This window comes from Aureimonas sp. OT7 (assembly GCF_014844055.1).
GTDB classification, from domain to species: domain Bacteria; phylum Pseudomonadota; class Alphaproteobacteria; order Rhizobiales; family Rhizobiaceae; genus Aureimonas; species Aureimonas altamirensis_A.
In genome coordinates, this window is record NZ_CP062167.1 from 1,128,567 (window position 1) to 1,154,814 (window position 26,248).

Consider the following 26,248-nt stretch of genomic DNA (forward strand, 5'->3'; position numbering starts at 1 on the left):
CGTGGGCCGGCTCGCCGGCATCCCGGAAGGATCGATGACCGAAACAGCGAACGAAGGTAAGTCGGGCAGCAATAGCCGCAAGGTCTTCATCCGGACCTATGGTTGCCAGATGAACGTCTACGACAGCCAGCGCATGGGCGATGCGTTGTCGCGCGACGGGTACGAACCCACGGACACGATCGAGAACGCCGACCTCGTCCTCATCAACACGTGCCACATCCGTGAAAAGGCAGCCGAGAAGATCTACTCGGAACTTGGCCGCATCCGCGAGCTGAAGGCCGAGCGCGCCGAGCGCGGCGAGGCCATGACCATAGGCGTCACGGGCTGCGTGGCGCAGGCCGAGGGCGCCGAGATCATGGCGCGCGCGCCGGTGGTGGACCTCGTCGTCGGCCCCCAGACCTACCACCGTCTGCCCGAGGCGCTGGGCCGCGTGGCCCGCGGCGAGCGCGTCGTCGATACCGATTATGCCGTGGAGGACAAGTTCCGCCATCTCCCCGGGCAAAACCGGAAGCAGATCGCCAGCCGCGGCGTCACCGCGTTCCTGACCGTGCAGGAGGGCTGCGACAAATTCTGCACCTTCTGCGTGGTGCCCTATACGCGCGGCGCGGAAGTCTCGCGGCCGATGGCCGACGTCGTCGAAGAGGCGCGGCGCCTTGCCGATGCCGGCGTCCGCGAGTTGACCTTGCTTGGCCAGAACGTCAACGCCTGGACCGGCGCGACCGGCGATTTCGCCGACCTGCTCCATGCGCTGGCAGAGGTGCCGGGCATCGCGCGCCTGCGCTACACGACGTCCCATCCGCGCGATATGGACGATGCGTTGATCGCGGCGCATCGCGACCTGCCGCAACTCATGCCGTATCTGCACCTGCCGGTCCAATCCGGTTCCGATGCGATCCTGAAGGCGATGAACCGTCGTCACAAGGCGGCGGACTACGTCCGGCTGGTCGCGCGCATTCGCGCAGCGCGTCCCGACCTGGCGTTGTCGGGCGATTTCATCGTGGGTTTCCCGGGCGAGACGGACGCCGATTTCGAGGCGACTTTGCAGATCGTGCGCGAGATCGGCTATGCGCAGGCTTACTCCTTCAAGTATTCGCCGCGCCCCGGCACGCCGGGCGCCACGATGGACGGCCATGTCGCCGAGGCCGTGAAGTCCGAGCGCCTCGAACGGCTGCAGGCCCTGCTGCGGGAACAGCAGGTAGCCTTCCAGGAAAGCTTCGTCGGCCGCACCACCGACGTGCTCATCGAGAAGTCCGGCCGGCACGCCGGGCAGATGGTTGGGCGCTCGCCCTTCCTGCTGCCGGTGGTCGTGCCCGATAGCGCCGGCGCGGTCGGCGACATCGTATCCGTTCGGATCGCCTCTTCACTGCCCAATTCGCTGATGGCAGAGGGCGCCGAGCCCCGGGTCCAAGGCGTCCGTGCCGGCGCCGCCGGAAACTTCACCCAACACGACCTGAGGGAGAGCGCATGACACCAGCGCGCGGCATGTCACCGGCTTCCGGTGCTTCGGACATGGCCCATATCGTGCTGACCTTCGACGATAATCGTCTTGCAGGGGCGCTTTTCGGAAAGTTCGACGAGAATCTCGCCCTTCTGGAGCAGAAACTGCATGTCGATGCGCGTGCGCGCGGCAACCAGGTGGAGCTTCGCGGCGAGCCCATGGCCTGCGAACAGGCCCGCCGGACACTCGATATGCTCTATGCCCGCCTTCAGGCAGGGCACGATATCCAGCCGTCCGACGTCGAAGGGGCCATTCGCATGGCCGTGGCGCAGGACGACCAACTCGTCCTTCCGACGCTCGAGAAGAAGGGTCGAATGGCGTTGGCCCAGATATCCACCCGCAAGAAGACCATCCACGCCCGCACGCCGACCCAGGACGCCTACATGCGGGCGATGGAGCGGGCCGAACTCGTATTCGGCGTCGGGCCGGCCGGCACCGGCAAGACTTACCTTGCGGTAGCCTACGCTGCCCAACTGCTGGAGCGCGGGCAGGTGGAGCGGATCATCCTGTCGCGTCCGGCCGTGGAAGCCGGCGAGCGGCTGGGCTTCCTGCCCGGCGACATGAAGGAGAAGGTCGACCCCTATCTGCGCCCGCTCTACGACGCGCTTTACGACATGATGCCCGCCGAAAAGGTGGAGCGGGCCATCGCGGCCGGCGCCATCGAGATCGCGCCGCTCGCCTTCATGCGTGGCCGCACCCTGGCCAACGCCGCCGTGATCCTGGACGAGGCGCAGAACACGACCACCATGCAGATGAAGATGTTCCTGACCCGCCTTGGCGAAAACGCCCGTATGGTGGTGACGGGCGATCCGTCCCAGATCGATCTGCCGCCCGGCCAGAAGTCCGGCCTGGTGGAGGCGCTTCGCGTGCTGGCCGGCGTATCCAACATCGTGACGGTGCGCTTCCAGTCCGCTGACGTGGTGCGGCACAAGCTGGTCCAGGCCATCGTCGAAGCCTATGAGGGCGATGCAACACGCCAGCGGGAAGCGGTCCAGGCGGGAGCCGCATCGCCGGCATGAACGATGAGCCGTTGCACGCGGCCGGCTATCCGTCGGTCGATCTGATCCTGTCGATCGAAGACGCGGATTGGAACAGCATCCTGCCGGATGCGGCGCAGCTCGCGGTCGAGGCCGTGGGCGCGGCCCTGGCCGGGGCCGGCATGATGCCAAGCCTCGTCACCGAGGTCGGCGTCACGCTTGCCGACGATACGATGCTGCGCGCTTTGAACGGCCAGTGGCGCGGCAAGGACAAGCCGACGAACATCCTTTCGTTTCCCATCGTGCAACTGGCGCCCGGCGACACGCCCGGAGCCATGGCGGGAGACCTGGTGCTGGCGCGCCAGACGCTGGAGCGGGAGGCGCTGCGCGACGGAAAATCGCTGGCGGATCATTTCCGTCATCTGGTCGTTCATGGCATGCTGCACCTTCTGGGCTACGATCATGAAGAGGCCGAGGAGGCCGAACAGATGGAGCGTCTTGAGGTTCTTGTGCTTTCGACGCTTGCAATTGCCGATCCTTACGCCGATTCTGGCGGGGTAGCCGGTGTGGATCCGGTCGACTGAGATGTTGAACATACGATGGATAAAGGGATGAACAGGACCGCGAGCGGCAGCACGTCTGCCGACAACGCGCATGACTCGGTCGAGGCCGCCTATAGCGATGGCGACGCCGCCAACGAAGACCGAAGTCCGCGCCCCGACGAGCGCAAATCGTCGGAACCCGGCTTTTTCGAGCAGTTTCTCTCGCTGCTCAAGCCGAAGGTACCCCTACCTCTGAGAGAAAAGATCGCCGAGGCACTCATGAATGCCGAGGAGGGATCCGGCCTGACCGGCGAAGAGCAGGTCATGCTGACCAATATTCTCGGGCTTCACGAAGTTCGCGTCGAAGACGCGATGGTGCCGCGATCCGAGATCGAGGCCGTCGACATCAACGCCACGATGGGCGAGTTGCTCGTGAAGTTCCGAGAGTGCGGCCATTCCCGCCTGCCGGTCTATGGCGATGGCCTGGACGACCCGCGCGGCATGGTGCACATCCGCGACCTGGTCGACCATATCACCGAGTGCGCACTGGGAGCCGAGGGTGGGGGAGCCCCGGCACTGAACCTTGCTGCCGTGCGCCTGGACAAGCCGCTTTCCGAGCTGGCCCTGATTCGCAAGGTTCTGTTCGTCCCGCCTTCGATGCCCGCGCTCGAACTGATGAGCCGCATGAAGGTCAGCCATATCCAGATCGCCCTCGTGATCGACGAGTATGGTGGTACGGACGGTCTGGTTTCCATGGAAGACCTCCTCGAGATCGTCGTCGGCGACATCGAGGACGAGCATGACGACGAGGACAAGCTGATCCAGCCCGAGGCCGATGGCGTGTTCATGGTCGACGCGCGTGCCGACCTCGACGACGTCCGCGACCGCGTCGGGGTCGATTTCGACATCGCGCCCTATGCGGACGAAGCCGATACGATCGGCGGGCTCGTCGTGCTCGAATACGGCGATATACCGCCCGAAGGCGTCATCATCGACGCCATCAGCGGCTATCGGCTCGAAGTCCTCGAGGCCGACAGCCGCCGTGTCCGCAAGGTACGTATCCTGCGCAACGTCGATGGAGCCGCCAACGCCGTGGCGTTGCACGCTTGACGCTGCCGGCCGGGGTGCCTGCGGCCGTCATTGAACGGCCGTTCGGCGCGGCTGGCTGGCGCCGCGCCGCGCTGGCCGCCCTGGCGGGCGCCATCGCCACGTTGGGCCTGGCGCCGTATCATATCGTGCCGGCGGCCTTCATCGCTTTTCCCATGCTGGTCCTGGCCATCGACGGTCTGGCGCGACGGGGCGAGGGATTGGCTGCCGCCTTCCGACTCGGCTGGTGGTTCGGCTTCGGCTATTTCATCGGTGGACTCTGGTGGCTCGGCGCCGCCATGCTGGTGGATGCCGCCGCCTTCTGGTGGGCGCTGCCGCTGGCCGTCCTGGGCCTGCCGGCGGTGCTGGCCGTGTATTTCGGCCTGGCCGTCGCCACCGCACGGCGTTTCTGGTCGTCGGGTGCCGAACGCATCCTCGTGCTGGCGCTGGCCTTCACGCTGGCCGAATTTCTACGCGCCCGGCTGTTGACCGGCTTTCCCTGGAACGAAATCGGCATGATGGCGGCGCCCTGGCCGCTGTTCATGCAGTCCGCGGCGATATGGGGCACGCACGGGCTGACGCTGGTGGGCGTCGTGGTGTTTTCGCTGCCCGTGCTGGCCCTCCGCAGGCAGGCAGGACGGCCGACGGTGGCGGCTATCGGCCTGTCCCTTCTTGCGTTTCACAGCGTGTACGGGGCGTGTCGCCTGGCGGCGGAGCTGCCCGCGCCGGAGCCGGAGCCCGCTCATGTCCGGATCGTCCAGCCGGCGATCGACCAGAGCCGCAAATGGGACCCGGCCGAAGCGAACGCGATCTTGCGGCTGCTGATGGACATGACCGCCCCCCGCGCGGACAGCCCCCCGGACGAGATCGTCGTGTGGCCGGAATCGTCCTTTCCATACCTGATCTCCGACAGGTCGCCCGTCGTCGATGCCGTCGCGCAGAGCCTGGGCCCGGGTGCCCGGCTTCTGGCCGGCGCCGCCCGCATGGAAGAGCGCGCCGGCGCCGAGCCGCGCTACTACAATTCCATCCTGGCGATCCGGCCGGACGGCACGGTCGACGGCCGCTTCGACAAGCTGCACCTCGTCCCCTTCGGCGAGTATCTACCGTTCCAGTCGTTGCTGGAGCAGCTCGGGATCATGCAGCTGACGCAGCTCCCGGGTGGCTTCTCGGCCGCGCAGGAGCGGCGATCGGGCAAAGTGGACGGCGTTCCTCCCTTCCTGCCGCTGATCTGCTACGAAGTGATCTTCCCGGGCGAAATCCGGCGACAGCCCGGCGACGCGTTCGTCCTCAACGTCACAAACGATGCCTGGTACGGCGATACGCCCGGCCCCTACCAGCATCTCGCCCATGCCCGGCTGACGGCCCTGGCGCTGGGCCTGCCGCTGGTGCGGGCGGCCAATTCGGGCATCTCGGTCGTCACCGATTCGGTTGGCCGGGACGTGGCGCGCATGGACCTCGGCGAACGTGGAACCATCGCCGCCGCATTGCCGGCGCCAGGCCCGGAAACGATGGTCTCGAAACATGGAAACCTCGTCGCCTGGCTGTTGTCGGCAGCCGCACTGCTGACGGTCGTCGCCCTCCGCCGCAGCCATTCCTGATCGCCATTGACGGTTGCGCAATTCTGCGCAATAAACATAATCCTATAGAGTAAGATGGATATTGTTGGATAAATATGGTTACAAGGAAATTGGTGGAGACAGAGGTATTGAAGCCCATGGATTTGACAGTGCAGCAAAATCAATTGCCCGAAGGTCGGGTCAACAAGAAAAAGCCCGACGAGGCCGACGTCATCGTCGGTCGTCAGATCCAGGCGATCCGGATGCGCGCCCGCGTCAGCCGCGAATGGCTCGGAGATCGTCTCGGCATCACGTTCCAGCAGGTGCAGAAGTACGAGAACGCCACCAACCGCATTACGGTTGGCCGTCTCTGCGATATCGCACGCGTCCTGGAAGTGCCGCTGATGCGCTTCTTCGAAGGGGTTCCGGCGGTGGCGTCGGCCCGTGGCGGCATGGCCGAGGGCGAGGGAAGCGGCTGGATCGGTGGCGACAGCCTTTCGGCCGAAGAGGCCCGGTTGCTGGAGCGGTTCCGCGATATCAGCGATCCGAACGTCCGGCGCATGGTCCTGGAGCTCGCCGACACGCTGGCCGCAACCAACCGCAAGCCGCAGCGCGGTTTCCGGCAGTAAGCCCCGGTAACGGACTGAACGGGCGTTCAGGCGCCCGTTCGCATCTTCCCCCTTGACGCGGAAGCCGCGTCTCGCCAAACCCCTTGCGTTGAACGATCGTGCCTCCCGCACCGTCGTTCCCCCGTCGATCGGCCGGTTCCGCCGGCTGTCCAGGGCCCTTGGGCCGCGTCATTCCGCTTCGGCGGCAAGGTTTGGCATTCATGCAGCGCAACGAGTTCTTCTTCACGTCCGAGAGTGTGTCGGAAGGCCATCCGGACAAGATTTGCGACCGCATATCCGACGAGGTCGTGGACCTGTTCTACCGCGAGGCAAAGAAGATCGGCATGGACGCCGGCCAGATCCGCGTCGCCTGCGAGACACTTGCAACCACCAATCGGGTCATCATCGCCGGTGAGGTGCGATGCTCGCTCGACGAGCGGCAGATCCGCTCCAAGGTGCGGGCCGCGGCGCGCCGCGCGATCAAGGCGATCGGCTACGAGCAGGAAGGCTTCCACTGGAAGAAAGTCAAGATCGACGTTCTGCTGCATGCCCAGTCCGCCGATATCGCGCAGGGCGTGGACGCAGGCAACAAGGCCAGCGAAGGCGCCGGCGACCAGGGCATCATGTTCGGTTATGCCTGCCGGGAGACCGCCGAGCTGATGCCGGCACCGATCTATTATTCGCACAAGATCCTCGAGCGCCTGACGCAGGCCCGCAAGGCAGGCGAGGGGGAGGCCGGCAAGCTCGGCCCCGATGCGAAGACGCAGGTGACGGTTCACTACAAGGACGGCGCCCCTTCGGCGATCAGCTCGATCGTCCTGTCGACGCAGCATTTCGACGAGTCCCTCGGCTCCGAGGATATCCGCCGCATCGTCGAGCCCTTCGTGCGCGAAGCCACGGCCGAGCTTCCCATCGCCGAGGACTGCGTCTGGCACGTCAACCCGACCGGCAAGTTCGTCATTGGCGGTCCCGATGGCGATGCCGGGCTGACCGGCCGCAAGATCATTGTCGATACCTATGGCGGCGCGGCACCCCATGGCGGCGGCGCCTTTTCCGGCAAGGATCCGACCAAGGTGGACCGGTCCGCCGCCTATGCGGCGCGCTATCTGGCCAAGAACGTCGTCGCGGCCAGGCTGGCCGATCGCTGCACGATCCAGCTTTCCTACGCGATCGGCATCGCCGAGCCCGTCTCCATCTATGTCGACCTGCACGATACCGGCAAGGTTGGCGAGGATGTCGTGGAAAAGGCAATTCGCGACGTCATGAAGCTGACGCCGCGCGGCATCCGCGAGCATCTCCAGCTTGCCCGTCCGATCTATGCGCGCACCTCCGCCTATGGACATTTCGGCCGCAAGCCCGGCCGCGACGGTGCGTTCTCCTGGGAGAAGACCGATCTTGCGCCCAGGCTGAAGGCGGCAGTGGCAGCGGCCAGGGCGTGATGTCGCACCCCGTACGCTCGCGGGAGGCCTTCTTCGGCCGCCACAAGGGCAAGACGCTGACGGCATGGCAGCAAGGCCTGATCGATGGCCGTCTGCCGAACCTTGCCGTGGACCTGTCGAAACCCGCCCCGGCGCGGACGGAGGAGTTGTTCGCCCGCCCGGTCGAAGCCGTCAGGCTGGAGATCGGCTTCGGGGGCGGCGAGCATCTGCGTCACGAGGCGGCGCGGTTTCCCGATGTCGGCTTCATCGGCGTCGAACCCTTCGTCAACGGCATGGCCAAGATGCTGGCTGCGTTGGAGGCCGATCCGCTTCCCAACCTGCGCCTGTACGGCGACGACGCGACCCGGCTGCTCGACTGGCTGCCGGAAGCCTCGCTTGCCGGCATCGATCTCTTCTATCCGGACCCCTGGCCCAAGAAGCGGCATTTCAAGCGGCGCTTCGTCAATCCGCGCAATCTGGACCGGTTCGCCCGGGTGCTGCGGCCCGGCGCAAGGTTCCGGTTTGCGTCCGACATCGATACCTATGTCAACTGGACACTCGCCCATATCGACGCGCATGCCGCCTTCGACTGGGCGGCAACGAGCGCCCGCGACTGGCACACGCCCTACGAGGCGTGGCCCGGCACGCGCTACGAGGCGAAGGCTTTCCGGGAGGGGCGTCGGCCCGCCTATCTGACCTTCCTGCGCCGGGACATTGCCTGATTGGCTTGAAAAGACGGGCCGGAGTGGGTATATGCCATCTCAAATTCTCTGCGATGTCTTCGTGAGAGTGGGTCCAGCCGGTCCCGCTCTTTTTTGTTGATAGGGCTTCGCAGCGATGAATCCCTGTCGGGGGTCTCCCCGGCACGATCGCTTTTCCGGAGTGTCCGTGAACGTAGACAACCGCATCATCGTCGAGGAAGGGCTCGAAGGGCGCATCGCCGCCATCGTCGAGCCCGTCATCGAGCAATTGGGGTATCGCCTCGTCCGCATCCGCATGTCGGGCCTTAACGGTACGACGCTGCAGATCATGGCGGAGCGGCCGGACGGCACCATGACCGTCGAGGATTGCGAGGCCGTCAGCCGCGGCGTTTCGCCGGTGCTCGACGTGGAAGACCCGCTGGATCGGGCCTACCATCTCGAAGTGTCCTCGCCCGGCATCGACAGGCCGCTGGTGCGTCGCAACGACTTCGAAGTCTGGGCCGGGCATCTGATGAAGCTGGAGACGAACCGCCTGCTCGATGGCCGCAAGCGGTTTCGCGGCAAGGTCACGGGTGTCGAGGGCGATTCGATCCGCCTCGACCGCGATCAGCCCGCCTATGGCGAGGAGGCCAGCGTTCTCGTGCCTCTCGATGCCATTGCCGAGGCCCGTCTGATCCTGACGGATGAACTGATCCAGGCATCGCTGCGCCACGAGAAGATGGCGCGCAAGGGCGTGGCCGGCGATGGCGGTGACGATGCGGATATCGGGGCGCGCCAGTAGGTCGGCCCCGACGCCCAGAGTTGGACAGCGCCGCCATTGGCGAGCGCCAAGCGGCCGGCATGACAGCCCGGCGGGCCGGAAGGCCGCGAACAGGAGATGACGTCAATGGCAGTCAGTGCGAACAGGCTTGAGCTTCTGCAGATCGCAGACGCCGTCGCGCGCGAGAAGTCTATCGACCGCGAGATCGTGATCGCGGCCATGGCCGACGCGATCCAGAAAGCGGCGCGGGCCCGGTACGGGCAGGACACCAATATTCGCGTGGACATCAACTCCCGCACCGGCGAGATCAAGCTCCAGCGCCTGCTGGAAGTGGTCCACGATGTGGACGATCCCTCGACGCAGATCTACCTGGAGTTGGCGCGCGACAAGAACCCCGACGCCGAGCCGGGCGACTTCATCGCCGAGCAGTTGCCGCCGATGGAATTCGGCCGCATCGCGGCCCAGTCGGCCAAGCAGGTCATCGTGCAGAAGGTGCGCGAGGCCGAGCGCGACAAGCAGTACGAGGAATACCGCGACCGCGTCGGCGAGATCGTCAACGGCACGGTCAAGCGCGTGGAATACGGCAACGTCATCGTCGATCTCGGCAAGGGCGAGGGCATCATCCGCCGCGATGAGCAGATCCCGCGCGAGATCTTCAGCTATGGCGACCGCGTGCGCGCCTATGTCTACGATGTCCGCCGCGAGCAGCGCGGCCCGCAGATCTTCCTGTCGCGGACGCATCCGCAATTCATGGCGAAGCTGTTCACCATGGAGGTTCCGGAGATCTACGATGGCATCATCGAGATCCGGGCCGTGGCCCGCGATCCCGGCTCGCGCGCCAAGATCGCCGTGGTCTCGCGCGATTCGTCCATCGACCCGGTCGGCGCCTGCGTCGGCATGCGCGGCTCTCGCGTGCAGGCGGTCGTCGGCGAGTTGCAGGGCGAAAAGATCGACATCATCCCCTGGTCGCCGGATGCCGCGTCCTTCCTGGTCAACGCCCTGCAGCCGGCCGAAGTCGCCAAGGTCGTGCTGGACGAGGACGCCGAGCGTATTGAAGTCGTCGTTCCGGATGACCAGCTATCCCTTGCGATCGGTCGCCGGGGCCAGAACGTGCGCCTTGCTTCGCAGCTGACCGGCTGGGATATCGACATCCTGACCGAGCAGGAAGAATCGGAACGCCGACAGAAGGAATTCGTCGAGCGGTCGGCGCTGTTCATGGACGCGCTCAACGTCGACGAGATGGTCGGCCAGCTTTTGGCGTCGGAAGGCTTTTCCTCGGTAGAGGAAGTAGCTTATGTTGATTCGGACGAGGTGTCTGCAATCGAAGGTTTCGACGAGGATACGGCTTCGGAAATCCAGACCCGGGCGCGTGAGTATCTCGATCAGCGCGAGGCGGAGCTGGACGCACGTCGCCGCGAACTCGGCGTTTCAGACGATCTGCGTGAGATCGACGGGCTGACGACACCCATGCTCGTGGCCCTCGGCGAGGACGATGTGAAGTCGCTCGAGGATTTCGCCGGTTGCGCCGCGGACGACCTCGTCGGCTGGACCGAGCGCAAGGACGGAGAAACCAAGCGTTTTACCGGCGCCCTCTCGGCCTTCGATGTCAGCCGCGCGGATGCCGAAGCCATGGTCATGCAGGCGCGCATCAAGGCGGGCTGGATTTCGGCCGACGCCGTCGAGGAAGCCGAGACGGCCGAAGACGAGGAAGCCTGACCGACACCTATCGGCGCAGGCAGGACGGGAACGAGGTGACGAACGGTGGAAGAGGAGGTGCAGTTGAACGATCGCATGTGCATCCTCTCCCGCACGACCATGCATCCGGACGCGCTTGTCCGGCTGGTCGCGGCGCCGGACGGCACCGTCGTACCGGATTTGCGGCGGCGGTTGCCCGGACGCGGCGCGCACGTCGAGGCGCGGCGCAGGGTGGTGGAGGAGGTCGTCCGCAAGGGGCTTCTGAAACGGGCGCTGCGCCAGGACGTGAAGGCCGGGCCGGAACTGGCCGATACGGTGGACGCGGCTCTGTCGCGCTCTGCGCTCGGATCCCTCGGGATGGCCCGCAAGGCCGGCCAGGTGGTGACGGGCGCATCCAAGGTCGATGCCGCCATCCGTGGCGGCAAGGCCGTCGCGCTGATCCACGCGCTGGATGGTGCGCCCGACGGAATCCGCAAGCTCGATGGCGCCGTCAAGGCGGCGACGGCGGGCGGGGTGAAGCCGGTATCGGTGTTCAGTTCCTTTTCCAGCGACGAAATGGGTTTGGCACTCGGCGGCGATAATGTGATACATGCTGCCGTTCTTGCCGGAAGTGCGGGTACGGCGTGCCTGAAGCGCCTTCGGGCGCTGGCGAATTTCAGGGAGCAAGGCTCCGATGAGAACGGGTTGCCGGAGCGGGATGCCGCCCGGGGCGACACGGTCTCGAACGAACATGCAGGGAAGCCCGGCTATCTCTGCGGCACGGACGATAGGCGTGGGACGACACCCACGCAGGAAGCGGAAGCGTAAATGAGCGATACCAAATCCGGCGACGACAAGACTCTGAGCGTCAATTCGAAGAAGACTCTGTCGATCAAGCCCGGTGGGGTCCAGCAATCCACCGTGCGGCAGAATTTTTCGCATGGGCGCACGAAGAATGTCGTGGTCGAAACGAAGAAGCGCAAGTTCTCCAAGCCCGAGGATGCGCGTCCCGGCGATGGCGCTGCCCGGAGCGGCCTGACGCCGGCGCAGGCGCAGGCGCTTGCCAATGCGCAGGCCGAGGACGAAGCGAAGGCGGCACGCGCCGCCGCCGAGGAATTGGCACGGCAGGAAGGGGCCCGCAAGGCCGCCGAGGCTGAGGCAGCAGAGGCTGCAGCGGCGGCAGCAGCCGCCGCCAGCGCCGCGGCAGCCGAAGCGGACACGGCGCGCCGTGCCGCCGAGGCCGAAGCTGCGGCCGCCAAGGCCGCCGAGCCCGTTGCCGAAGCACCGAAGCCGGCCCCGACGCCCGCCCCGGCGGCGCGTGAGGCGGCGCCTGCCGTTGCCGCTCCGGCTCCGGCCGCCCCGGCTGCGGCCACCACGGCCCCGGCGACCACGCCCCCTGCCGCAACGGCACGTCCGGCAAACCCGGCGGCTTCGCGCCCCGCGGCGCCGGCGTCCTCTGCCGGCGCTCCGCGCCAGGATGCATCCCGCCAGGATCGCGGGGGTGGCAATATGGCCTACCGCAACCGCGGGACGACACCCGGCCGATCCGGCCCGGGTGGCCAGGGCAATCGTGACGGCAACCGCGGTGCACCGGCCCCGGCCGGCCGGCAGCCGCGTGGCGCCGTACTGTCCGATCTGTCGTCCAAGGAAATGGATGCGCGCAAGCGCGCCCTCGAACTGGCGCGCCAGCGCGAGGTAGAAGACCGCCGCCTGTTCCAGGAAGCGGAAGCACGCCGCATCGGTGAAGACCAGCGCCGCCGTGCCGAACTCGAGGAAAGCGAGCGTCGGCAGGCCGAAGAGGCGGCGCGCGTCGAGATGGAAGCAGCGGCGCGCCGCAAGGCCGAGGAGGATGCCGCACGGCGTGCCCAGGCCAAGCCGCAGAAGCGCGGCGGCGGTGTTGCCGAAACGGTCATCCCCGGGCCGCCGCCCGTCGATGACGGGCTGGGCCTCAAGCCGGCGGCCCGCAGCGATCTGTCGCGTGGAAGCCGCCGTGCCACCGAGGACGACGACAGCGCCAACCGGGCAGGTGCGCGCCGTCGCAGCCCCGGCCCCGGTGCCGGAGTGGCGGCGGATGCCGCCCGTCCCGCCCGCACGCGCGGCACGGACGACCGGCGCGCCGGCCGGGTCAACCTCGACCGCGCGCTGTCCGACGAGGATTCACGCGGACGTTCCCTCTCCTCGATGCGTCGTCGTCAGGAGAAGTTCAGGCGTTCCCAGCAGTCGCAAAGCCGAGAGAAGATTTCCAGAGAAGTGATTATTCCAGAGACGATCACCATCCAGGAACTGGCCAACCGCATGTCGGAACGTGCGGTAGACGTGATCAAGTACCTGATGCAGCAAGGCCAGATGATGAAGCCGGGCGACGTCATCGACGCCGACCTTGCCGAGATCATCGCCGGAGAATTCGGCCATACGGCGAAGCGCGTGGCGGAGTCCGACGTCGAGGAAGGCTTCTTCAACGTCGTCGACAACCCCGACAAGATGCTGCCCCGCGCGCCGGTCGTGACCATCATGGGTCACGTCGACCACGGCAAAACGTCGCTTCTGGACGCGATCCGCAAGACCAGCGTCGTCTCCGGCGAAGCCGGCGGCATCACGCAGCACATCGGCGCCTACCAGATCGAGCATAACGGGCAGAAGGTGACCTTCATCGACACGCCCGGCCACGAGGCGTTCTCGGCGATGCGTGCCCGCGGCGCCCAGGCGACCGACATAGCCGTCCTGGTGGTGGCGGCCGACGACAGCGTCATGCCGCAGACGATCGAGTCCATAAAGCACGCCAAGGCCGCGAACGTGCCGATCATCGTGGCGATCAACAAGATCGACAAGCCGTCGGCCGATCCGTCCAAGGTGCGCAACGGCCTGCTGCAGCACGAGGTCTTCGTCGAATCGATGGGCGGCGAAGTGCTGGACGTCGAAGTGTCGGCCAAGGCCGGCACGAACCTCAACAAGCTGATCGATGCGATCCTGCTGCAGTCCGAAGTGCTCGAACTGAAGGCCGATCCGGACCGGCCGGCAGAAGGCGTCGTCATCGAGGCCCAGCTGGACCGCGGTCGCGGCCCGGTGGCCACCGTTCTGGTGCAGGCGGGTACGCTGCGCACCGGCGACATCATCGTGGCCGGCAACGAGTGGGGCAAGGTGCGTGCGCTGGTCGACGATCAGGGCCGCCAGGTAAAGGAAGCCGCGCCGTCGATGCCCGTCGAGGTTCTCGGCATGCAGGGCACGCCCCGTGCGGGCGATCGTTTTGCCGTCGTGCAGAACGAGGCGCAGGCCCGCCAGATCGCCGAGTACCGCCAGCGCGTCTCCCGCGAGAAGGCCGTCGCCAAGTCGGCCGGTCAGCGCGGCTCGCTCGAGCAGATGATGAGCCAGCTTCAGGCGACCGGCCTGAAGGAATTCCCGCTCGTCATCAAGGGTGACGTGCAGGGTTCGGTCGAAGCCATCGCCGGGGCGCTCGAAAAGATCAGCACCGACGAAGTCGCGGCACGCCTGGTGCATTCCGGTGCCGGCGCGATCACCGAGTCGGATGTGGCGCTGGCCGCCGCCTCCAATGCGGCGATCATCGGCTTCAACGTCCGCGCCAACGCACAGGCCCGGCAGGCCGCCGAGCGCGAAGGCATCGAGATCCGCTACTACAACATCATCTACGATCTGGTGGATGACGTTAAGCAGGCGATGTCGGGCCTCCTGTCGCCGGAGCGCCGCGAGACGTTCCTCGGCAATGCGGAGATCCTCGAGGTCTTCCACATCACCAAGGTCGGCAAGGTTGCCGGTTGCCGGGTCACCGAGGGCCGCGTCGAGCGCGGCGCCGGGGTGCGCCTCATCCGCGACGGTGTCGTCATCCACGAGGGCAAGCTGTCGACGCTCAAGCGCTTCAAGGACGAAGTGGCGGAAGTGCCGGCCGGCCAGGAGTGCGGCATGGCCTTCGAGCGGTACGACGCCATCCGCCAGGGCGACGTCATCGAATGCTTCCGCGTGGAGCACATCGCCCGCTCGCTCTAGGGGCGTCTTCGGCGGCAATGCTTTCGGCCCGGCGTCATGCGCCGGGCCTCTTGCCGTTATCGCTCAACGTCGCTCCCGGCCGGCATGGTCGGCGGGTGCGTCCATCGATTTCCATCATGCCAGGCTGAACGACGTAACATGGCCCGAAGCCCCAATCCCTCCAAGGCGCCCTCGCAGCGCCAGCTCAGCGTCGGCGAAAAGGTTCGCCACGCGCTGACCGAAATTCTGCAACGCGGCGAGTTGCGCGATCCGCTCCTGGAGCGGGCGGTCGTGTCCGTCACGGAAGTGCGCATGACGCCCGACCTGAAACTGGCGACCGCCTATGTGACGGTGCTTGGCCAGGAGGATTGCGAACCCTTCGTCGCCGCGCTGAACCAGAACCGGAAATACCTGCGGGGCCGCGCCACGCCCGCTCTCAGACAGATGAAGTACATGCCCGATATCCGCTTTCGCGCCGACGACAGTTTCGACAATTTCGCCCGTATCGACGCTATTCTGCGCTCACCTGCCGTTGCCCGCGATCTCGACGACGCGGACGACGACGATACCGGCGGGGAGGGACGCTGATGGCCCGCCGCGGCAAGCCGAAAGGGCGCCCGATCTCGGGCTGGGTCATCCTGGACAAGCCGAAGGGCCTCGGCTCTACGGATGCGGTCTCCAAGCTGAAATGGCTGTATTTCGCGCAGAAGGCGGGCCATGCAGGCACGTTGGACCCGTTGGCATCCGGGATGCTGCCCATCGCCTTCGGCGACGCGACCAAGACCGTGCCCTATGTCATGGATGGCCAGAAGGTCTATCGCTTCACCGTCCGGTGGGGTGCCGAGACGGCGACCGACGATACCGAAGGCCCGGTGCTGCGGGCGAGCGACCTGCGCCCGGAACAGGCTGCCATCGAGCAGGTGATGCACGCCTATCGCGGCGAAATCTCGCAGGTGCCGCCCCAGTACTCGGCCATCAAGATCGATGGGGAGCGGGCCTACGACCTCGCCCGGGGCGGTGAATCGGTCGAGATCGCCGCGCGCGGCGTGACGATCCACCGGCTCGACATCGTGTCCATGCCCGACGCCCAGACCACGATTTTCGAGGCGGAATGCGGCAAGGGCACCTATGTCCGCGCCCTGGCGCGCGACATGGGCCGCGACCTTGGTTGCTTCGGGCATGTGATCGACCTTCGGCGCCTCAGCGTCGGCGCCTTCGACGAGGCCGACATGGTGACGCTGGAGGAGCTGGAAGCCGCCGCCGACGAAGGCCGCGAAACCCTGGGCGAGGAGGCCGTGACGGCGGGCGCGCGGGCGCGGGTCGTGGACTTCACGCCGCTCGACGATTATCTCCTGGACGCATCCGAGGCGCTCGGCGAGTTGTACGAAGTCAGCCTCAGCGACGAGCAGTCGGCGCGGGTCCTGTCCGGCAACCCCGTGCTGCTGCGCGGCCGCGACGCGCCGGCCTTCTGCGACGAGGCGTTCGCCACGGGGCTTGGGCGGCTGATCGCCATCGGCACGATCGAGCAGGGCTCCTTCCATCCGCGCCGCGTCTTCGGCGGTCGCTGACGCGGGCATGATGCGGCCCGCATGGGGCGGGCTGGCATTTCGAACGGTTTTGGCTTATATCCCGCCGATCGCCGGCCCACGGGCCAGAGCGAGTAACGACCCATGCTGGACGACATCCCGGCTTTGGGTGTCCCGACCCTCCTGAATACGAAAGGGAAACACGATGTCGATCACGCTTGAGCGCAAGGCCGAGCTTATGAAGGAATTCGCGACCAAGGAAGGCGACACCGGTTCGCCGGAAGTGCAGGTAGCCCTGCTTTCCGAGCGCATCGCCAACCTGACCGAGCACTTCAAAGGCCACAAGAAGGACAACCACTCGCGTCGCGGCCTCCTGAAGATGGTCTCGCAGCGTCGTCGTCTTCTTGACTACCTGAAGAGCCGCGAAGAAGAGCGCTACCAGGCGCTGATCTCGCGCCTCGGCCTGCGTCGCTAAAGACTGAAAGTGGCGGGTTTCCTGACGGAGCCCGCCCTTTCGATATCTGCCCCAGGCGCCCATGGGGCAGGATTGCCGGATGCTTGCGCCGCCCTTGCGCAGTGGAAGCCTCCCGCCGTCTTGCCCATGTGCGTTTCCAACCAACGGAACGCCGGCGGCGCCCTTTGCGCCGCGGCAATCAGAAGAGAACGATTCAACGATGTTCAACACCCATAAAGTGGAAATCGAATGGGCCGGCCGCCCGCTGACGCTTGAGACGGGCAAGATCGCCCGGCAGGCCGACGGCGCCGTCCTTGCCACCTACGGCGAGACCACGGTCCTGGCGACCGTCGTCTCCGCCAAGGCGCCCAAGCCCGGCTTCGACTTCTTCCCGCTGACCGTCAACTACCAGGAAAAGGCCTTTGCGGCCGGTCGCATCCCCGGTGGTTACTTCAAGCGCGAAGGCCGCCCGTCCGAGAAGGAGACGCTCGTCTCCCGCCTGATCGACCGGCCGATCCGCCCGCTCTTCGCCGAAGGCTACAAGAACGACACGCAGGTCGTGGTCACCGTTCTGCAGCACGACCTCGAGAACGATCCGGACGTCGTGTCCATGGTGGCCGCATCCGCCGCGCTGACGCTGTCGGGCGTGCCCTTCATGGGCCCCATCGGCGCGGCGCGCGTCGGCCTCATCGGCGGGGAGTTCAAGTTGAACCCGCATGTCGATGAAATGGTCGAATCCAAGCTGGATCTCATCGTTGCCGGCACGCAGGACGCCGTCCTGATGGTCGAGTCCGAAGCGCAGGAGCTCGACGAAGAGACGATGCTCGGCGCCGTCATGTTCGGTCATCGCGGCTTCCAGCCGGTGATCGACGCGATCATCCAGCTGGCCGAGCATGCGGCCAAGGAGCCGCGCGATCATGCCGCGCCGGACTACTCCGCCCTCGAAGGCGAGATGCTGAAGCTGGCCGAAACCGAACTGCGCGACGCCTACAAGATCACTGACAAGCAGGCTCGTTATGCCGCCGTCGACGCCGTCAAGGCAAAGGTCTCGGCGCATTTCCTGCCCGAGGGCGACGAAGCCCCGCGCTTCACGAAGGAAGAGATCGGCTCGGTCTTCAAGGAGCTCCAGGCCAAGATCGTGCGCTGGAACATCCTCGACACCAAGAGCCGCATCGACGGCCGCAGCCTCGATACGGTCCGCCCGATCGTCGCCGAAGCCGGCCTTCTGCCGCGGACGCACGGCTCGGCCCTGTTCACGCGTGGCGAGACGCAGGCCCTCGTAGTGGCGACGCTCGGCACCGGCGAGGACGAGCAGTATGTCGACTCGCTGACGGGGACCTACAAGGAAACCTTCCTGCTGCACTACAACTTCCCGCCCTATTCCGTCGGCGAGACGGGCCGCATGGGCTCGCCCGGCCGCCGCGAGATCGGCCACGGCAAGCTGGCCTGGCGGGCGATCCGGCCGATGCTGCCGGCGAAGGAAGCCTTCCCCTACACGCTGCGCGTCGTGTCCGAAGTCACCGAATCCAACGGCTCCTCGTCGATGGCCACGGTGTGCGGCACCTCGCTGGCGCTGATGGATGCCGGCGTGCCGCTCGGCCGTCCGGTTGCGGGTATCGCCATGGGCCTCATCAAGGAAGACGAGCGCTTCGCCGTTCTGTCGGATATCCTCGGTGACGAGGATCACCTCGGCGACATGGACTTCAAGGTGGCCGGTACGGACGAGGGCATCACCTCGCTCCAGATGGACATTAAGATCCAGGGCATCACCGAGGAGATCATGAAGATCGCCCTCGAGCAGGCCCGTGGCGGACGTATCCATATCCTCGGCGAGATGGCCAAGGCCCTGTCCCAGAGCCGTTCCGAGCTGGGCGAGTTCGCCCCGCGCATCGAGGTGATGCAGATCCCGACCGACAAGATCCGCGACGTGATCGGCTCCGGTGGCAAGGTGATCCGCGAGATCGTCGAGAAGACCGGCGCCAAGATCAACATCGAGGATGACGGCACGGTGAAGATCGCGTCGTCCTCCGGCAAGGAGATCGAGGCGGCCCGCAAGTGGATTCACTCCATCGTGGCGGAGCCGGAAGTCGGCGGCGTCTACGAAGGCACGGTCGTCAAGACGGTCGAGTTCGGCGCATTCGTCAACTTCTTCGGTTCGCGCGATGGTCTCGTCCATATCAGTCAGCTCGGCGCCGACCGCGTCGCCAAGACGACCGACGTCGTCAAGGAAGGCGACAAGGTATGGGTGAAGCTGATGGGCTTCGACGAGCGCGGCAAGGTCCGCCTGTCGATGAAGGTCGTCGACCAGGCGTCCGGCCAGGAAATCCGCAAGGACGCGGAAGACGCCGCCTAAGCTGCGCTTGCGTCAAAACTATCGGAAAGGCCGGGGCGACCCGGCCTTTTCGTGTTCAGGCGTTCAGGCTTCCGCATCCGGCGCGATCATTGGCGCGTCAGCCGCCCCCGGACATGATGGCGTCGATCAGGGCGCGCGCATCGGCATCGGCCAGCTCGGCGCCGACCGCGTCGCCAAGACGACCGACGTCGTCAAGGAAGGCGACAAGGTATGGGTGAAGCTGATGGGCTTCGACGAGCGCGGCAAGGTCCGCCTGTCGATGAAGGTCGTCGACCAGGCGTCCGGCCAGGAAATCCGCAAGGACGCGGAAGACGCCGCCTAAGCTGCGCTTGCGTCAAAACTATCGGAAAGGCCGGGGCGACCCGGCCTTTTTGCGTTCAGGCGTTCAGGCTTCCGCATCCGGCGCGATCGTTACGCGTCAGCCGCCCCCGGACATGAAGGCGTCGATCAGGGCGCGCGCATCGGCATCGGCCAGCTCGGCGCCGACCGCGTCGCCAAGACGACCGACGTCGTCAAGGAAGGCGACAGGGTGTGGGTGAAGCTGATGGGCTTCGACGAGCGCGGCAAGGTCCGCCTGTCGATGAAGGTCGCCGACCAGGCGTCCGGCCAGGAAATCCGCAAGGACGCGGAAGACGCCGCCTAAGCTGCACTTGCGTCAAGACTATCGGAAAGGCCGGGGCAACCCGGCCTTTTCGCGTTCAGGCGTTCAGGCTTTCGCATCCGGCACGATCATTGGCGCGTCAGCCGCCCCCGGACATGAAGGCGTCGATCAGGGCGCGCGCATCGGCCCCGGCCCATTCGGCCGGCCCGTTCATGACGCCGCGGGCACAGCCCGTCTTGTCGACGAGCATGGTGACCGGCATGCCGAAGGCGACTCCGTTGCCCTTCAGATCGTTGAAGAGTTTCAGCGTTTCGTCCCGGTACATGGGCAGATGGGTCAGCCCGATCTCGTCGTAGAAGGCCTGCGGCTTGTCGGTCTCGCCGAGATCCAGGTTGATCGGCACCACCGCGAAGGCATCGCTGCCCGCTTCCGCCTGGAGACGGTCGAGCTCCGGCATTTCGACCCGGCAGGGCACGCACCACGTTGCCCACAGGTTGACCAGCAGCGTCTGCCCGGCCATCGCGCCGATGCTGGTCTGCACGCCGTCCGCATCCTTGAAGGCCAGCGCGGTGGCATCGAAGGGCGTGTCCATGGCCACCATCGCCGCCACTTCGCCGCGCGCGGCCGCGTCGATCCGCGCCTTCAACTGATCGTCGACGGGGCAATTGCCCGCAACTTCGTTGCCAGAGCGGCTTTCGATCACGTATACGCCAAGTGCGCCGGCCGCGACGCCGGCAAAGAGCGCCAGGGTGCCGAAGCTGAAAAGCGAGCGCTTGCGCGGCTCCTTGCCGGGGGACGGTTGCTGCGGCGACGACTGCATGATGGAAAACCTTCAGGACGCATGAGCCAGGAGACCGGAATGACCAGAAAGCCTGGCAACGAAATGTGGGGCGGCCGGTTCGCACAGGGGCCGGACGCGATCATGGAAGCCATCAACGCCTCCATCGACTTCGACAAGAGGCTTTACCGCGAGGATATTGCAGGGTCGATGGCCCATGCCGCCATGCTGGCCGAAAACGGCATCATTTCGGCAGAAGATGTCGCTGCCATTCACAAGGGCCTGACCGATATCCGTGCCGAGATCGAGGAGGGGCGCTTCCCCTTCTCGCGCGAGCGCGAAGACATCCACATGAATATCGAGGCGCGGCTTGCGGAATTGATCGGTCCGGCAGCCGGCCGGCTGCATACCGCCCGTTCGCGGAACGATCAGGTGGCGGTGGACTTCCGCCTCTACGTCAAGCGTGCCCTGCAGGAGCTGGAAGCCGGGCTGGGCGCCTATATGGGGGCACTGCTGGCGCGCGCGCAGGAGCACGCGGCAACCGTCATGCCGGGCTTCACCCATCTGCAGGCGGCCCAGCCGGTAACCTTCGGCCATCACTGCCTAGCCTATGTGGAGATGGCGGGCCGCGACCGATCACGCGTGCGGGATGCAATCCGCCGCATGGACGAATCGCCGCTCGGCGCGGCCGCGCTGGCCGGCACCGGGTTCCCGATCGACCGGCATCGCACGGCCCACGAACTGGGCTTCCGGGAGCCGACCCGCAACTCCCTGGACTCCGTCTCCGACCGCGATTTCGCCATCGAGTTTCTGGCCTTGGCCGCGATGACGGCCATGCACCTGTCGCGTCTGGCGGAAGAGATCGTCATCTGGTCGACGCCGCAATTCGATTTCGTTCGCCTGTCGGACGCTTTCTCGACCGGCTCGTCCATCATGCCCCAGAAGAAGAACCCCGATGCCGCCGAGCTGGTGCGCGCCAAGACCGGCCGCATCAATGGCGGCCTCGTTGCGCTGCTGACGGTGATGAAGGGTCTGCCGCTGTCCTATTCGAAGGATATGCAGGAGGACAAGGAACAGGTGTTCGACGCCATCGACTCGCTGTCGCTGGCCCTTTCGGCCATGACGGGCATGGTCCGCGACCTCGAAGTGAACGTGGCGCGGATGCGGGCCGCCGCCGGCGCCGGCTTCTCTACCGCAACCGACCTTGCCGATTTCCTGGTGCGCGGCGCGGGCCTGCCGTTCCGCGAGGCGCATCATGTGACGGGCCGGGTGGTGGCTCTGGCGGAATCGCGTAAGGTCGCGCTGGAGGATCTGCCGCTGGAGGCCCTGCAGGCGATCGACGGGCGGATCGGGCGCGAGGTCTTCGACGTGCTGTCGGTCGATGCATCGGTGGCCAGCCGCAAGAGCTTCGGCGGCACGGCCCCCGACAATGTCCGCCAACAGGTTGCCTATTGGCAGCAACGCCTGTCCACGGGCGAGTGAGTTCTGATCGGGAGTGATGGGCGATGCGAGTAATGACCCTTGTAAGCGTGGCGCTGATGCTCGGCCTCGCCGCCTGCGGACGCAAGAACCTGCCGGTGCCGCCAACGCCCGAAGGCCAGCCGGCACGGCCCTATGTCGTCGCACCGGGCGCCGACGGGCTGGCGCGCGCGCCCGAAATCACCAATCGCTCGTCCGAGACGTCGGTGGTGCCGAAAGAGGTGACACGCAATCCCGGGGCGCCGGATCGGCGCTTCCTCCTCGACGGCCTGTTGAACTGACGATCCATTTAAGAAGCACGCCATGAACCATTTTGACTATGTCGACGGCGTCCTGCACGCCGAGGACGTCGATATCCGCACGATCGCGGACACCGTCGGCACGCCCTTCTATTGCTATTCCACGGCGACGCTCGAACGGCATTACCGCGTCTTCGCGGAGGCATTCTCCGATATCGACGCGCTCGTCTGCTACGCTATGAAGGCCAATTCCAACCAGGCCGTGCTGAAGACGCTGGCAGCTCTGGGCGCAGGCGCGGACGTCGTGTCCGACGGCGAGTTGAAGCGCGCTTTGATGGCCGGCATCCCGGCCGAACGGATCATGTTTTCCGGGGTGGGCAAGACGGATTCCGAGATCGATGCCGCCCTCGATGCGGGGATATTCTGCTTCAACGCGGAGTCCGAACCCGAACTGGAGGCGATCTCGCGGCGGGCGGCGGCATCGGGGCGCGTGGCGCACATCTCGTGCCGCATCAACCCCGACGTCGATGCGCGCACGCACGCCAAGATTTCCACCGGCAAGAAGGCCGACAAGTTCGGCATCGCCTTCGACCGCGCGGAAGAGGTGTACGATCTGGCCGCGCGGCTGCCCGGCCTGAAGGTGTCGGGCATCGATATGCATATCGGCAGCCAGATCACCGAACTGGAGCCCTTCGACGAAGCCTTTGGCCGTCTGGCCGATCTCGTTCGCCGCCTGCGCGCGCTCGGCCACCGGATTACGCATGTGGATCTGGGCGGCGGCCTCGGCGTGCCCTACCGGCGCGATAACATGCCGCCCCCGGAGCCGCCCGCCTATGCCGAGATCGTCAAGCGCCATGTGCGCGATCTCGGTACCCGCGTGATCTTCGAGCCGGGGCGCCTGATCGCCGGCAATGCCGGCATTCTCGTCGCGCGCGTCATTTACGTGAAGCGCGAGAGCGGGCGCACCTTCGTCATCGTCGACGGGGCGATGAACGACCTCATCCGCCCGACCCTCTACGATGCCTGGCACGATATCGCCCCGGTGCTCGAACCGGCCGCAGGGGCACCGGTGCAGCGCGTGGATGTCGTCGGCCCGGTGTGCGAAAGCGGCGATTTCTTCGCGCGGGACCGGGATCTGCCGGAGTTGAAGGCAGGCGACCTCGTCTACGTGTCGACGGCCGGAGCATACGGGGCCGTTCAGTCCGGGACGTACAATACCCGCCCCCTGATCGCCGAAATTCTCGTCAAGGGAGACGCCTTCCACGCGGTGCGGCCAAGGCAGACGCTCGAAGAATTGATCGGACTCGACCGCATTCCGCCCTGGCTTTGACGGCAAGCAAGGGGCGCGCCTCGCCTTCGCCTTAAAAGCTGGTAAGCTCGGTGTGGGCGGCGCGCCGTCCGATCCAGCCGCCGGAACGAAGGCCCGCGCCATGGCATCAGCCGACAGCAACGACCAGAACCGCGGACAGGGCGGCGACCCGGGCTTCATGCCGGCCCGACTGTCGGCCTGGTTCTCGATCGCGGTCGAACGGTTCTGGCCGCTCGTCCTGGGCCTGTCGAGCCTTGTCGGCCTGTTCCTCATTCTGGCCTGGACGGGCTTCTTCGCCGCCATGCCGGCGCCGGCGCGCATTGCCGTCCTGGCCGCGCTCTGCCTTGCGGCGCTGGGCGTTGCATGGCGCAGCCGTCACCTGCGTCTGCCGGGGGCAGGCGCCGTGACGGCGCGTGTGGAAGAGGCGAGCCGCCTCGCCAACCAACCGCTGCGCGCCCAGGAAGAGCGCGCCATGGGCGACGACCCGGTCTCCATGGCGCTTTGGCGAATTCACCAGAGACGCATGGCCGAACGCTTGACGGGGCTGACCGGCGGGCTTCCCAACACGCGGACGGAACGGCTGGACCCCTATGGGCTGCGCGTTCTTGTCGCCCTCGGCGTCGCGACGGCCTTCGCCTATTCCTTCGGGCCCGGTGGCGGGCGTATCTCCGATGCCATGACGCCGCTCGAAGGGACCGTGCTGGCCGCGGCGCGCGTCGACGCCTGGGTGACGCCCCCGGGATATACGGGCCGTGCTCCCGTCTTCCTGACCGGGGCGCAGGAGTCCGGGCCGCTCAGCGTACCGGCGGGCAGCGTTCTGTCCGTGCGCGTATCGGACGGCAATGGCGTCGATATGAGCTTCCGAGGGGCCGACGCGGCGGAAGCCGACATCGTCCCGCGCGCGGTCGATGCACCCACGGATGGCGAAGCCGCTTCGCCGGCATCTACCGTCGGTGCCGCCGAATACGAGCTTACGCTGGATCGCTCCGGTGCGGTGGCCGTGGAAACCCGGTTCCGGACACTAGGCTCGTGGCGCTTCGAGGTGGTACCCGATGCCGTGCCCATCATCGCCTTCGACGGCGAGCCCCGTTCCGCGCGCAACGGCGCGTTGGAAATCGGCTTCACCGTGGAGGACGACTATGGGGCGCCCCAGGGGCAGGCGTCGATCGAGCCGGTGGACGTGGCCGAGGATGCCCGTGCGCTGATCGAGCCGCCATCGATCAACCTTGCCATGCCCAGGCGCACGAAAGGCATTGCCAGGGGGCGCACATCGGCCAATCTGGTGGACAGCCCCTATGCCGGGGCAACCGTCCGCATGACGCTGGCGGCGCGGGACGATGCCGGGCAGGAGGGCCGCTCCGACCCGCTCGAGCTCGTGCTGCCGCAACGCCCCTTCAACAACCCGCTGGCGCGGGCCGTAGTGGAACAACGCCGTATCCTGGCGTTGGACGCCAATGCGGCGCGGCGCGTGGTCGATCTTCTCGATGCCGTCACGCTGCATGCCGACAGTTTCATCCCGCGCACCGCCGATTACCTCGCCCTGCGCGCAGCGCGCGAGCGCATCGCCCATGCCGCCAGTGACGACGATCTTCGCTCGTCGGTCGACTTCCTGTGGGAAATCGCGCTCGGCATCGAGGACGGCGACTTGTCGTTTGCGGAACGCCGCCTTCGCGATGCCCGGCAAGCCTTGTCGGAAGCCTTGCAGAACGGGGCTTCGGAAGAGGAAATCGCCGAGTTGATGCAGGAACTGCGCGAGGCGATGCAGGAGTTCATGCAAGCCATGGCAGAGGCCATGCGTAACCAGCCGCCGCAGAATTTGGGCCAGATGGATAATGCGCAGGAGATCAGCCCGCAGGACCTGCAGCGCATGATGGACCGGATCGAGGATCTGGCGCGCTCGGGTTCGCGGGAGGCGGCGCAGCAGCTTTTGTCCGAGTTGCAGGACATGATGAACAATCTGCAGATGGCACAGCCCGGGCAGCAGCAGCCACAGGGCGAGAGCCCGATGCAGCAGCAGATGAACGAGATGGGAGAGCTTCTGCAGCAGCAGCAGCAGTTGATGGACCAGACGTTCGAACTGGGCCGGGAGGATCTGCGTCGGCAGATGCAGGAGGGCATGGAAGGAATGCCGCAGCCACCGGGCGCGCAAGGGGGTGAGGGTGCCGAGCCTCCGTCGGCCGAGGAGTTGCGCCAGCGGATGGAAGACCTGCAGCGGCGGCAGGGCCAGCTGCAGGAAAGGCTTGAGGCGCTGCAGCGGCAGATGGAGGAGTCCGGGCTCGAACCCGGCGACGGCATGGGACGCGCCGGCGAGGCCATGGGCCAGGCAGAGGGCGCCCTTGGCCGTGGCAGCGACGGCGAGGCCGTGGACCGGCAGGGCGAGGCTCTGCAGGCCCTGCGCGAAGGCGCCCAGGACATGATGCGGCAGATGCAGGAAGCCATGCAGGGGCAGCCTGGCCAGATGGGGCCGCAGCAGGGCGGTACGATGGGGCAGGGCGCGGCGCCCGGCGAGCAGCGCTCCGGCCGCGATCCGCTGGGCCGTCAACGCCAGACGCAGGGCCCGGATTTCGGTCAGGATGTCGATATACCCGACGAGATCGACATACAGCGCGCACGGCGCATCCTGGACCAGATCCGAGAGAAACTCGGTGACAGGCTGTCACCCCAGCAGGAGCGCGACTATCTGGAGAGGCTGTTGAGGGCCCAGTAAGGGC

The 26,248-nt window shown here is 66.5% G+C and carries 21 protein-coding genes and 2 pseudogenes; 22 read left to right on the forward strand and 1 reads right to left on the reverse strand.

Annotated elements, in window-relative coordinates:
- The first annotated feature begins 34 nt into the window (after nt 1–34).
- The 18 genes and pseudogenes from miaB (at nt 35) to IGS74_RS05535 (ending at nt 19,453) form a co-directional block, all read left to right on the forward strand.
- Nucleotides 35–1,468 (forward strand): tRNA (N6-isopentenyl adenosine(37)-C2)-methylthiotransferase MiaB, encoded by a 1,434-nt coding sequence (gene miaB, locus IGS74_RS05455; protein ID WP_052194675.1) that lies wholly within the window; start codon nt 35–37, stop codon nt 1,466–1,468.
- Nucleotides 1,465–2,517, forward strand: coding sequence for a PhoH family protein (locus tag IGS74_RS05460; RefSeq protein ID WP_192389996.1), 1,053 nt, complete (start codon nt 1,465–1,467; stop codon nt 2,515–2,517). The genes miaB and IGS74_RS05460 overlap by 4 nt, the downstream gene beginning before the upstream one ends.
- Nucleotides 2,514–3,059 (forward strand): rRNA maturation RNase YbeY, encoded by a 546-nt coding sequence (gene ybeY, locus IGS74_RS05465; RefSeq protein WP_192390006.1) that lies wholly within the window; start codon nt 2,514–2,516, stop codon nt 3,057–3,059. Before IGS74_RS05460 ends, ybeY begins: the two co-directional genes overlap by 4 nt.
- A gap of 27 nt (nt 3,060–3,086) precedes the next feature.
- The gene (locus tag IGS74_RS05470; protein ID WP_192390008.1) at nt 3,087–4,127 is read left to right on the forward strand and encodes a hemolysin family protein; all 1,041 of its coding nucleotides are present in this window, start codon (nt 3,087–3,089) and stop codon (nt 4,125–4,127) included.
- The gene (gene lnt, locus IGS74_RS05475) at nt 4,124–5,701 is read left to right on the forward strand and encodes an apolipoprotein N-acyltransferase (RefSeq protein WP_246722967.1); all 1,578 of its coding nucleotides are present in this window, start codon (nt 4,124–4,126) and stop codon (nt 5,699–5,701) included. Before IGS74_RS05470 ends, lnt begins: the two co-directional genes overlap by 4 nt.
- 116 nt (nt 5,702–5,817) lie before the next feature.
- Nucleotides 5,818–6,288 (forward strand): helix-turn-helix transcriptional regulator, encoded by a 471-nt coding sequence (locus IGS74_RS05480; protein ID WP_052194492.1) that lies wholly within the window; start codon nt 5,818–5,820, stop codon nt 6,286–6,288.
- A 200-nt stretch (nt 6,289–6,488) separates the two neighbouring features.
- A complete protein-coding gene (gene metK, locus IGS74_RS05485) occupies nt 6,489–7,706 on the forward strand; it encodes a methionine adenosyltransferase (RefSeq protein ID WP_192390010.1) in 1,218 nt (405 codons plus the stop codon).
- Entirely contained in the window at nt 7,706–8,407 is a 702-nt protein-coding gene (locus IGS74_RS05490) for a tRNA (guanine(46)-N(7))-methyltransferase TrmB (protein ID WP_192390012.1), read from the forward strand. Before metK ends, IGS74_RS05490 begins: the two co-directional genes overlap by 1 nt.
- A gap of 115 nt (nt 8,408–8,522) precedes the next feature.
- Nucleotides 8,523–9,167, forward strand: coding sequence for a ribosome maturation factor RimP (gene rimP / locus IGS74_RS05495; RefSeq protein WP_192390013.1), 645 nt, complete (start codon nt 8,523–8,525; stop codon nt 9,165–9,167).
- A 105-nt stretch (nt 9,168–9,272) separates the two neighbouring features.
- Complete coding sequence (gene nusA, locus IGS74_RS05500; RefSeq protein ID WP_192390014.1) at nt 9,273–10,862, forward strand: transcription termination factor NusA; 1,590 nt, start codon at nt 9,273–9,275, stop codon at nt 10,860–10,862.
- A gap of 57 nt (nt 10,863–10,919) precedes the next feature.
- The gene (locus tag IGS74_RS05505) at nt 10,920–11,648 is read left to right on the forward strand and encodes an RNA-binding protein (protein WP_246723118.1); all 729 of its coding nucleotides are present in this window, start codon (nt 10,920–10,922) and stop codon (nt 11,646–11,648) included.
- Nucleotides 11,649–11,792: pseudogene (locus IGS74_RS20455) on the forward strand (translation initiation factor IF-2 associated domain-containing protein); the annotation flags it as partial.
- Between the two features lie 330 nt (nt 11,793–12,122).
- Nucleotides 12,123–14,819: pseudogene (gene infB, locus IGS74_RS05510) on the forward strand (translation initiation factor IF-2); the annotation flags it as partial.
- A 138-nt stretch (nt 14,820–14,957) separates the two neighbouring features.
- Entirely contained in the window at nt 14,958–15,386 is a 429-nt protein-coding gene (rbfA, locus tag IGS74_RS05515) for a 30S ribosome-binding factor RbfA (RefSeq protein ID WP_039188376.1), read from the forward strand.
- Complete coding sequence (gene truB / locus IGS74_RS05520; RefSeq protein ID WP_192390016.1) at nt 15,386–16,366, forward strand: tRNA pseudouridine(55) synthase TruB; 981 nt, start codon at nt 15,386–15,388, stop codon at nt 16,364–16,366. The genes rbfA and truB overlap by 1 nt, the downstream gene beginning before the upstream one ends.
- A gap of 163 nt (nt 16,367–16,529) precedes the next feature.
- Nucleotides 16,530–16,799, forward strand: coding sequence for a 30S ribosomal protein S15 (rpsO, locus tag IGS74_RS05525; protein ID WP_039188381.1), 270 nt, complete (start codon nt 16,530–16,532; stop codon nt 16,797–16,799).
- 199 nt (nt 16,800–16,998) lie between these two features.
- A complete protein-coding gene (gene pnp, locus IGS74_RS05530) occupies nt 16,999–19,131 on the forward strand; it encodes a polyribonucleotide nucleotidyltransferase (protein WP_039188383.1) in 2,133 nt (710 codons plus the stop codon).
- Between the two features lie 7 nt (nt 19,132–19,138).
- Entirely contained in the window at nt 19,139–19,453 is a 315-nt protein-coding gene (locus tag IGS74_RS05535; RefSeq protein ID WP_192390017.1) for a hypothetical protein, read from the forward strand.
- Nucleotides 19,454–19,871: 418 nt separating this feature from the next.
- Here the strand turns inward: IGS74_RS05535 and IGS74_RS05540 are convergent, their stop codons facing one another.
- Nucleotides 19,872–20,552: a TlpA disulfide reductase family protein gene (locus IGS74_RS05540; RefSeq protein WP_192390018.1), complete on the reverse strand. Its 681-nt coding sequence runs from the start codon at nt 20,550–20,552 to the stop codon at nt 19,872–19,874.
- 21 nt (nt 20,553–20,573) lie between these two features.
- Here IGS74_RS05540 and argH point away from each other — a divergent pair, with 21 nt between their 5' ends.
- From argH to IGS74_RS05560, 4 genes are all read left to right on the forward strand, one after another.
- Nucleotides 20,574–21,992 (forward strand): argininosuccinate lyase, encoded by a 1,419-nt coding sequence (argH, locus tag IGS74_RS05545; protein ID WP_192390019.1) that lies wholly within the window; start codon nt 20,574–20,576, stop codon nt 21,990–21,992.
- Nucleotides 21,993–22,024: 32 nt separating this feature from the next.
- Nucleotides 22,025–22,270, forward strand: coding sequence for a hypothetical protein (locus IGS74_RS05550; RefSeq protein WP_192390020.1), 246 nt, complete (start codon nt 22,025–22,027; stop codon nt 22,268–22,270).
- A gap of 22 nt (nt 22,271–22,292) precedes the next feature.
- Entirely contained in the window at nt 22,293–23,558 is a 1,266-nt protein-coding gene (gene lysA, locus IGS74_RS05555; protein ID WP_192390022.1) for a diaminopimelate decarboxylase, read from the forward strand.
- Nucleotides 23,559–23,658: 100 nt separating this feature from the next.
- Nucleotides 23,659–26,244 (forward strand): TIGR02302 family protein, encoded by a 2,586-nt coding sequence (locus tag IGS74_RS05560; protein ID WP_246722969.1) that lies wholly within the window; start codon nt 23,659–23,661, stop codon nt 26,242–26,244.
- Nucleotides 26,245–26,248: the final 4 nt, after the last annotated feature.

What these genes read in the sequence shown, in the direction of transcription:
- miaB (WP_052194675.1), top strand. Translation starts at nt 35, where the DNA reads ATGACCGAAACAGCGAACGAAGGTAAGTCGGGCAGCAATAGCCGCAAG.
- IGS74_RS05460 (WP_192389996.1), top strand. Translation starts at nt 1,465, where the DNA reads ATGACACCAGCGCGCGGCATGTCACCGGCTTCCGGTGCTTCGGACATG.
- ybeY (WP_192390006.1), top strand. Translation starts at nt 2,514, where the DNA reads ATGAACGATGAGCCGTTGCACGCGGCCGGCTATCCGTCGGTCGATCTG.
- IGS74_RS05470 (WP_192390008.1), top strand. Translation starts at nt 3,087, where the DNA reads ATGAACAGGACCGCGAGCGGCAGCACGTCTGCCGACAACGCGCATGAC.
- IGS74_RS05480 (WP_052194492.1), top strand. Translation starts at nt 5,818, where the DNA reads ATGGATTTGACAGTGCAGCAAAATCAATTGCCCGAAGGTCGGGTCAAC.
- metK (WP_192390010.1), top strand. Translation starts at nt 6,489, where the DNA reads ATGCAGCGCAACGAGTTCTTCTTCACGTCCGAGAGTGTGTCGGAAGGC.
- IGS74_RS05490 (WP_192390012.1), top strand. Translation starts at nt 7,706, where the DNA reads ATGTCGCACCCCGTACGCTCGCGGGAGGCCTTCTTCGGCCGCCACAAG.
- rimP (WP_192390013.1), top strand. Translation starts at nt 8,523, where the DNA reads ATGAATCCCTGTCGGGGGTCTCCCCGGCACGATCGCTTTTCCGGAGTG.
- nusA (WP_192390014.1), top strand. Translation starts at nt 9,273, where the DNA reads ATGGCAGTCAGTGCGAACAGGCTTGAGCTTCTGCAGATCGCAGACGCC.
- rbfA (WP_039188376.1), top strand. Translation starts at nt 14,958, where the DNA reads ATGGCCCGAAGCCCCAATCCCTCCAAGGCGCCCTCGCAGCGCCAGCTC.
- truB (WP_192390016.1), top strand. Translation starts at nt 15,386, where the DNA reads ATGGCCCGCCGCGGCAAGCCGAAAGGGCGCCCGATCTCGGGCTGGGTC.
- rpsO (WP_039188381.1), top strand. Translation starts at nt 16,530, where the DNA reads ATGTCGATCACGCTTGAGCGCAAGGCCGAGCTTATGAAGGAATTCGCG.
- pnp (WP_039188383.1), top strand. Translation starts at nt 16,999, where the DNA reads ATGTTCAACACCCATAAAGTGGAAATCGAATGGGCCGGCCGCCCGCTG.
- IGS74_RS05540 (WP_192390018.1), bottom strand. Translation starts at nt 20,552, where the DNA reads ATGCAGTCGTCGCCGCAGCAACCGTCCCCCGGCAAGGAGCCGCGCAAG.
- argH (WP_192390019.1), top strand. Translation starts at nt 20,574, where the DNA reads ATGAGCCAGGAGACCGGAATGACCAGAAAGCCTGGCAACGAAATGTGG.
- IGS74_RS05550 (WP_192390020.1), top strand. Translation starts at nt 22,025, where the DNA reads ATGACCCTTGTAAGCGTGGCGCTGATGCTCGGCCTCGCCGCCTGCGGA.
- lysA (WP_192390022.1), top strand. Translation starts at nt 22,293, where the DNA reads ATGAACCATTTTGACTATGTCGACGGCGTCCTGCACGCCGAGGACGTC.
- IGS74_RS05560 (WP_246722969.1), top strand. Translation starts at nt 23,659, where the DNA reads ATGGCATCAGCCGACAGCAACGACCAGAACCGCGGACAGGGCGGCGAC.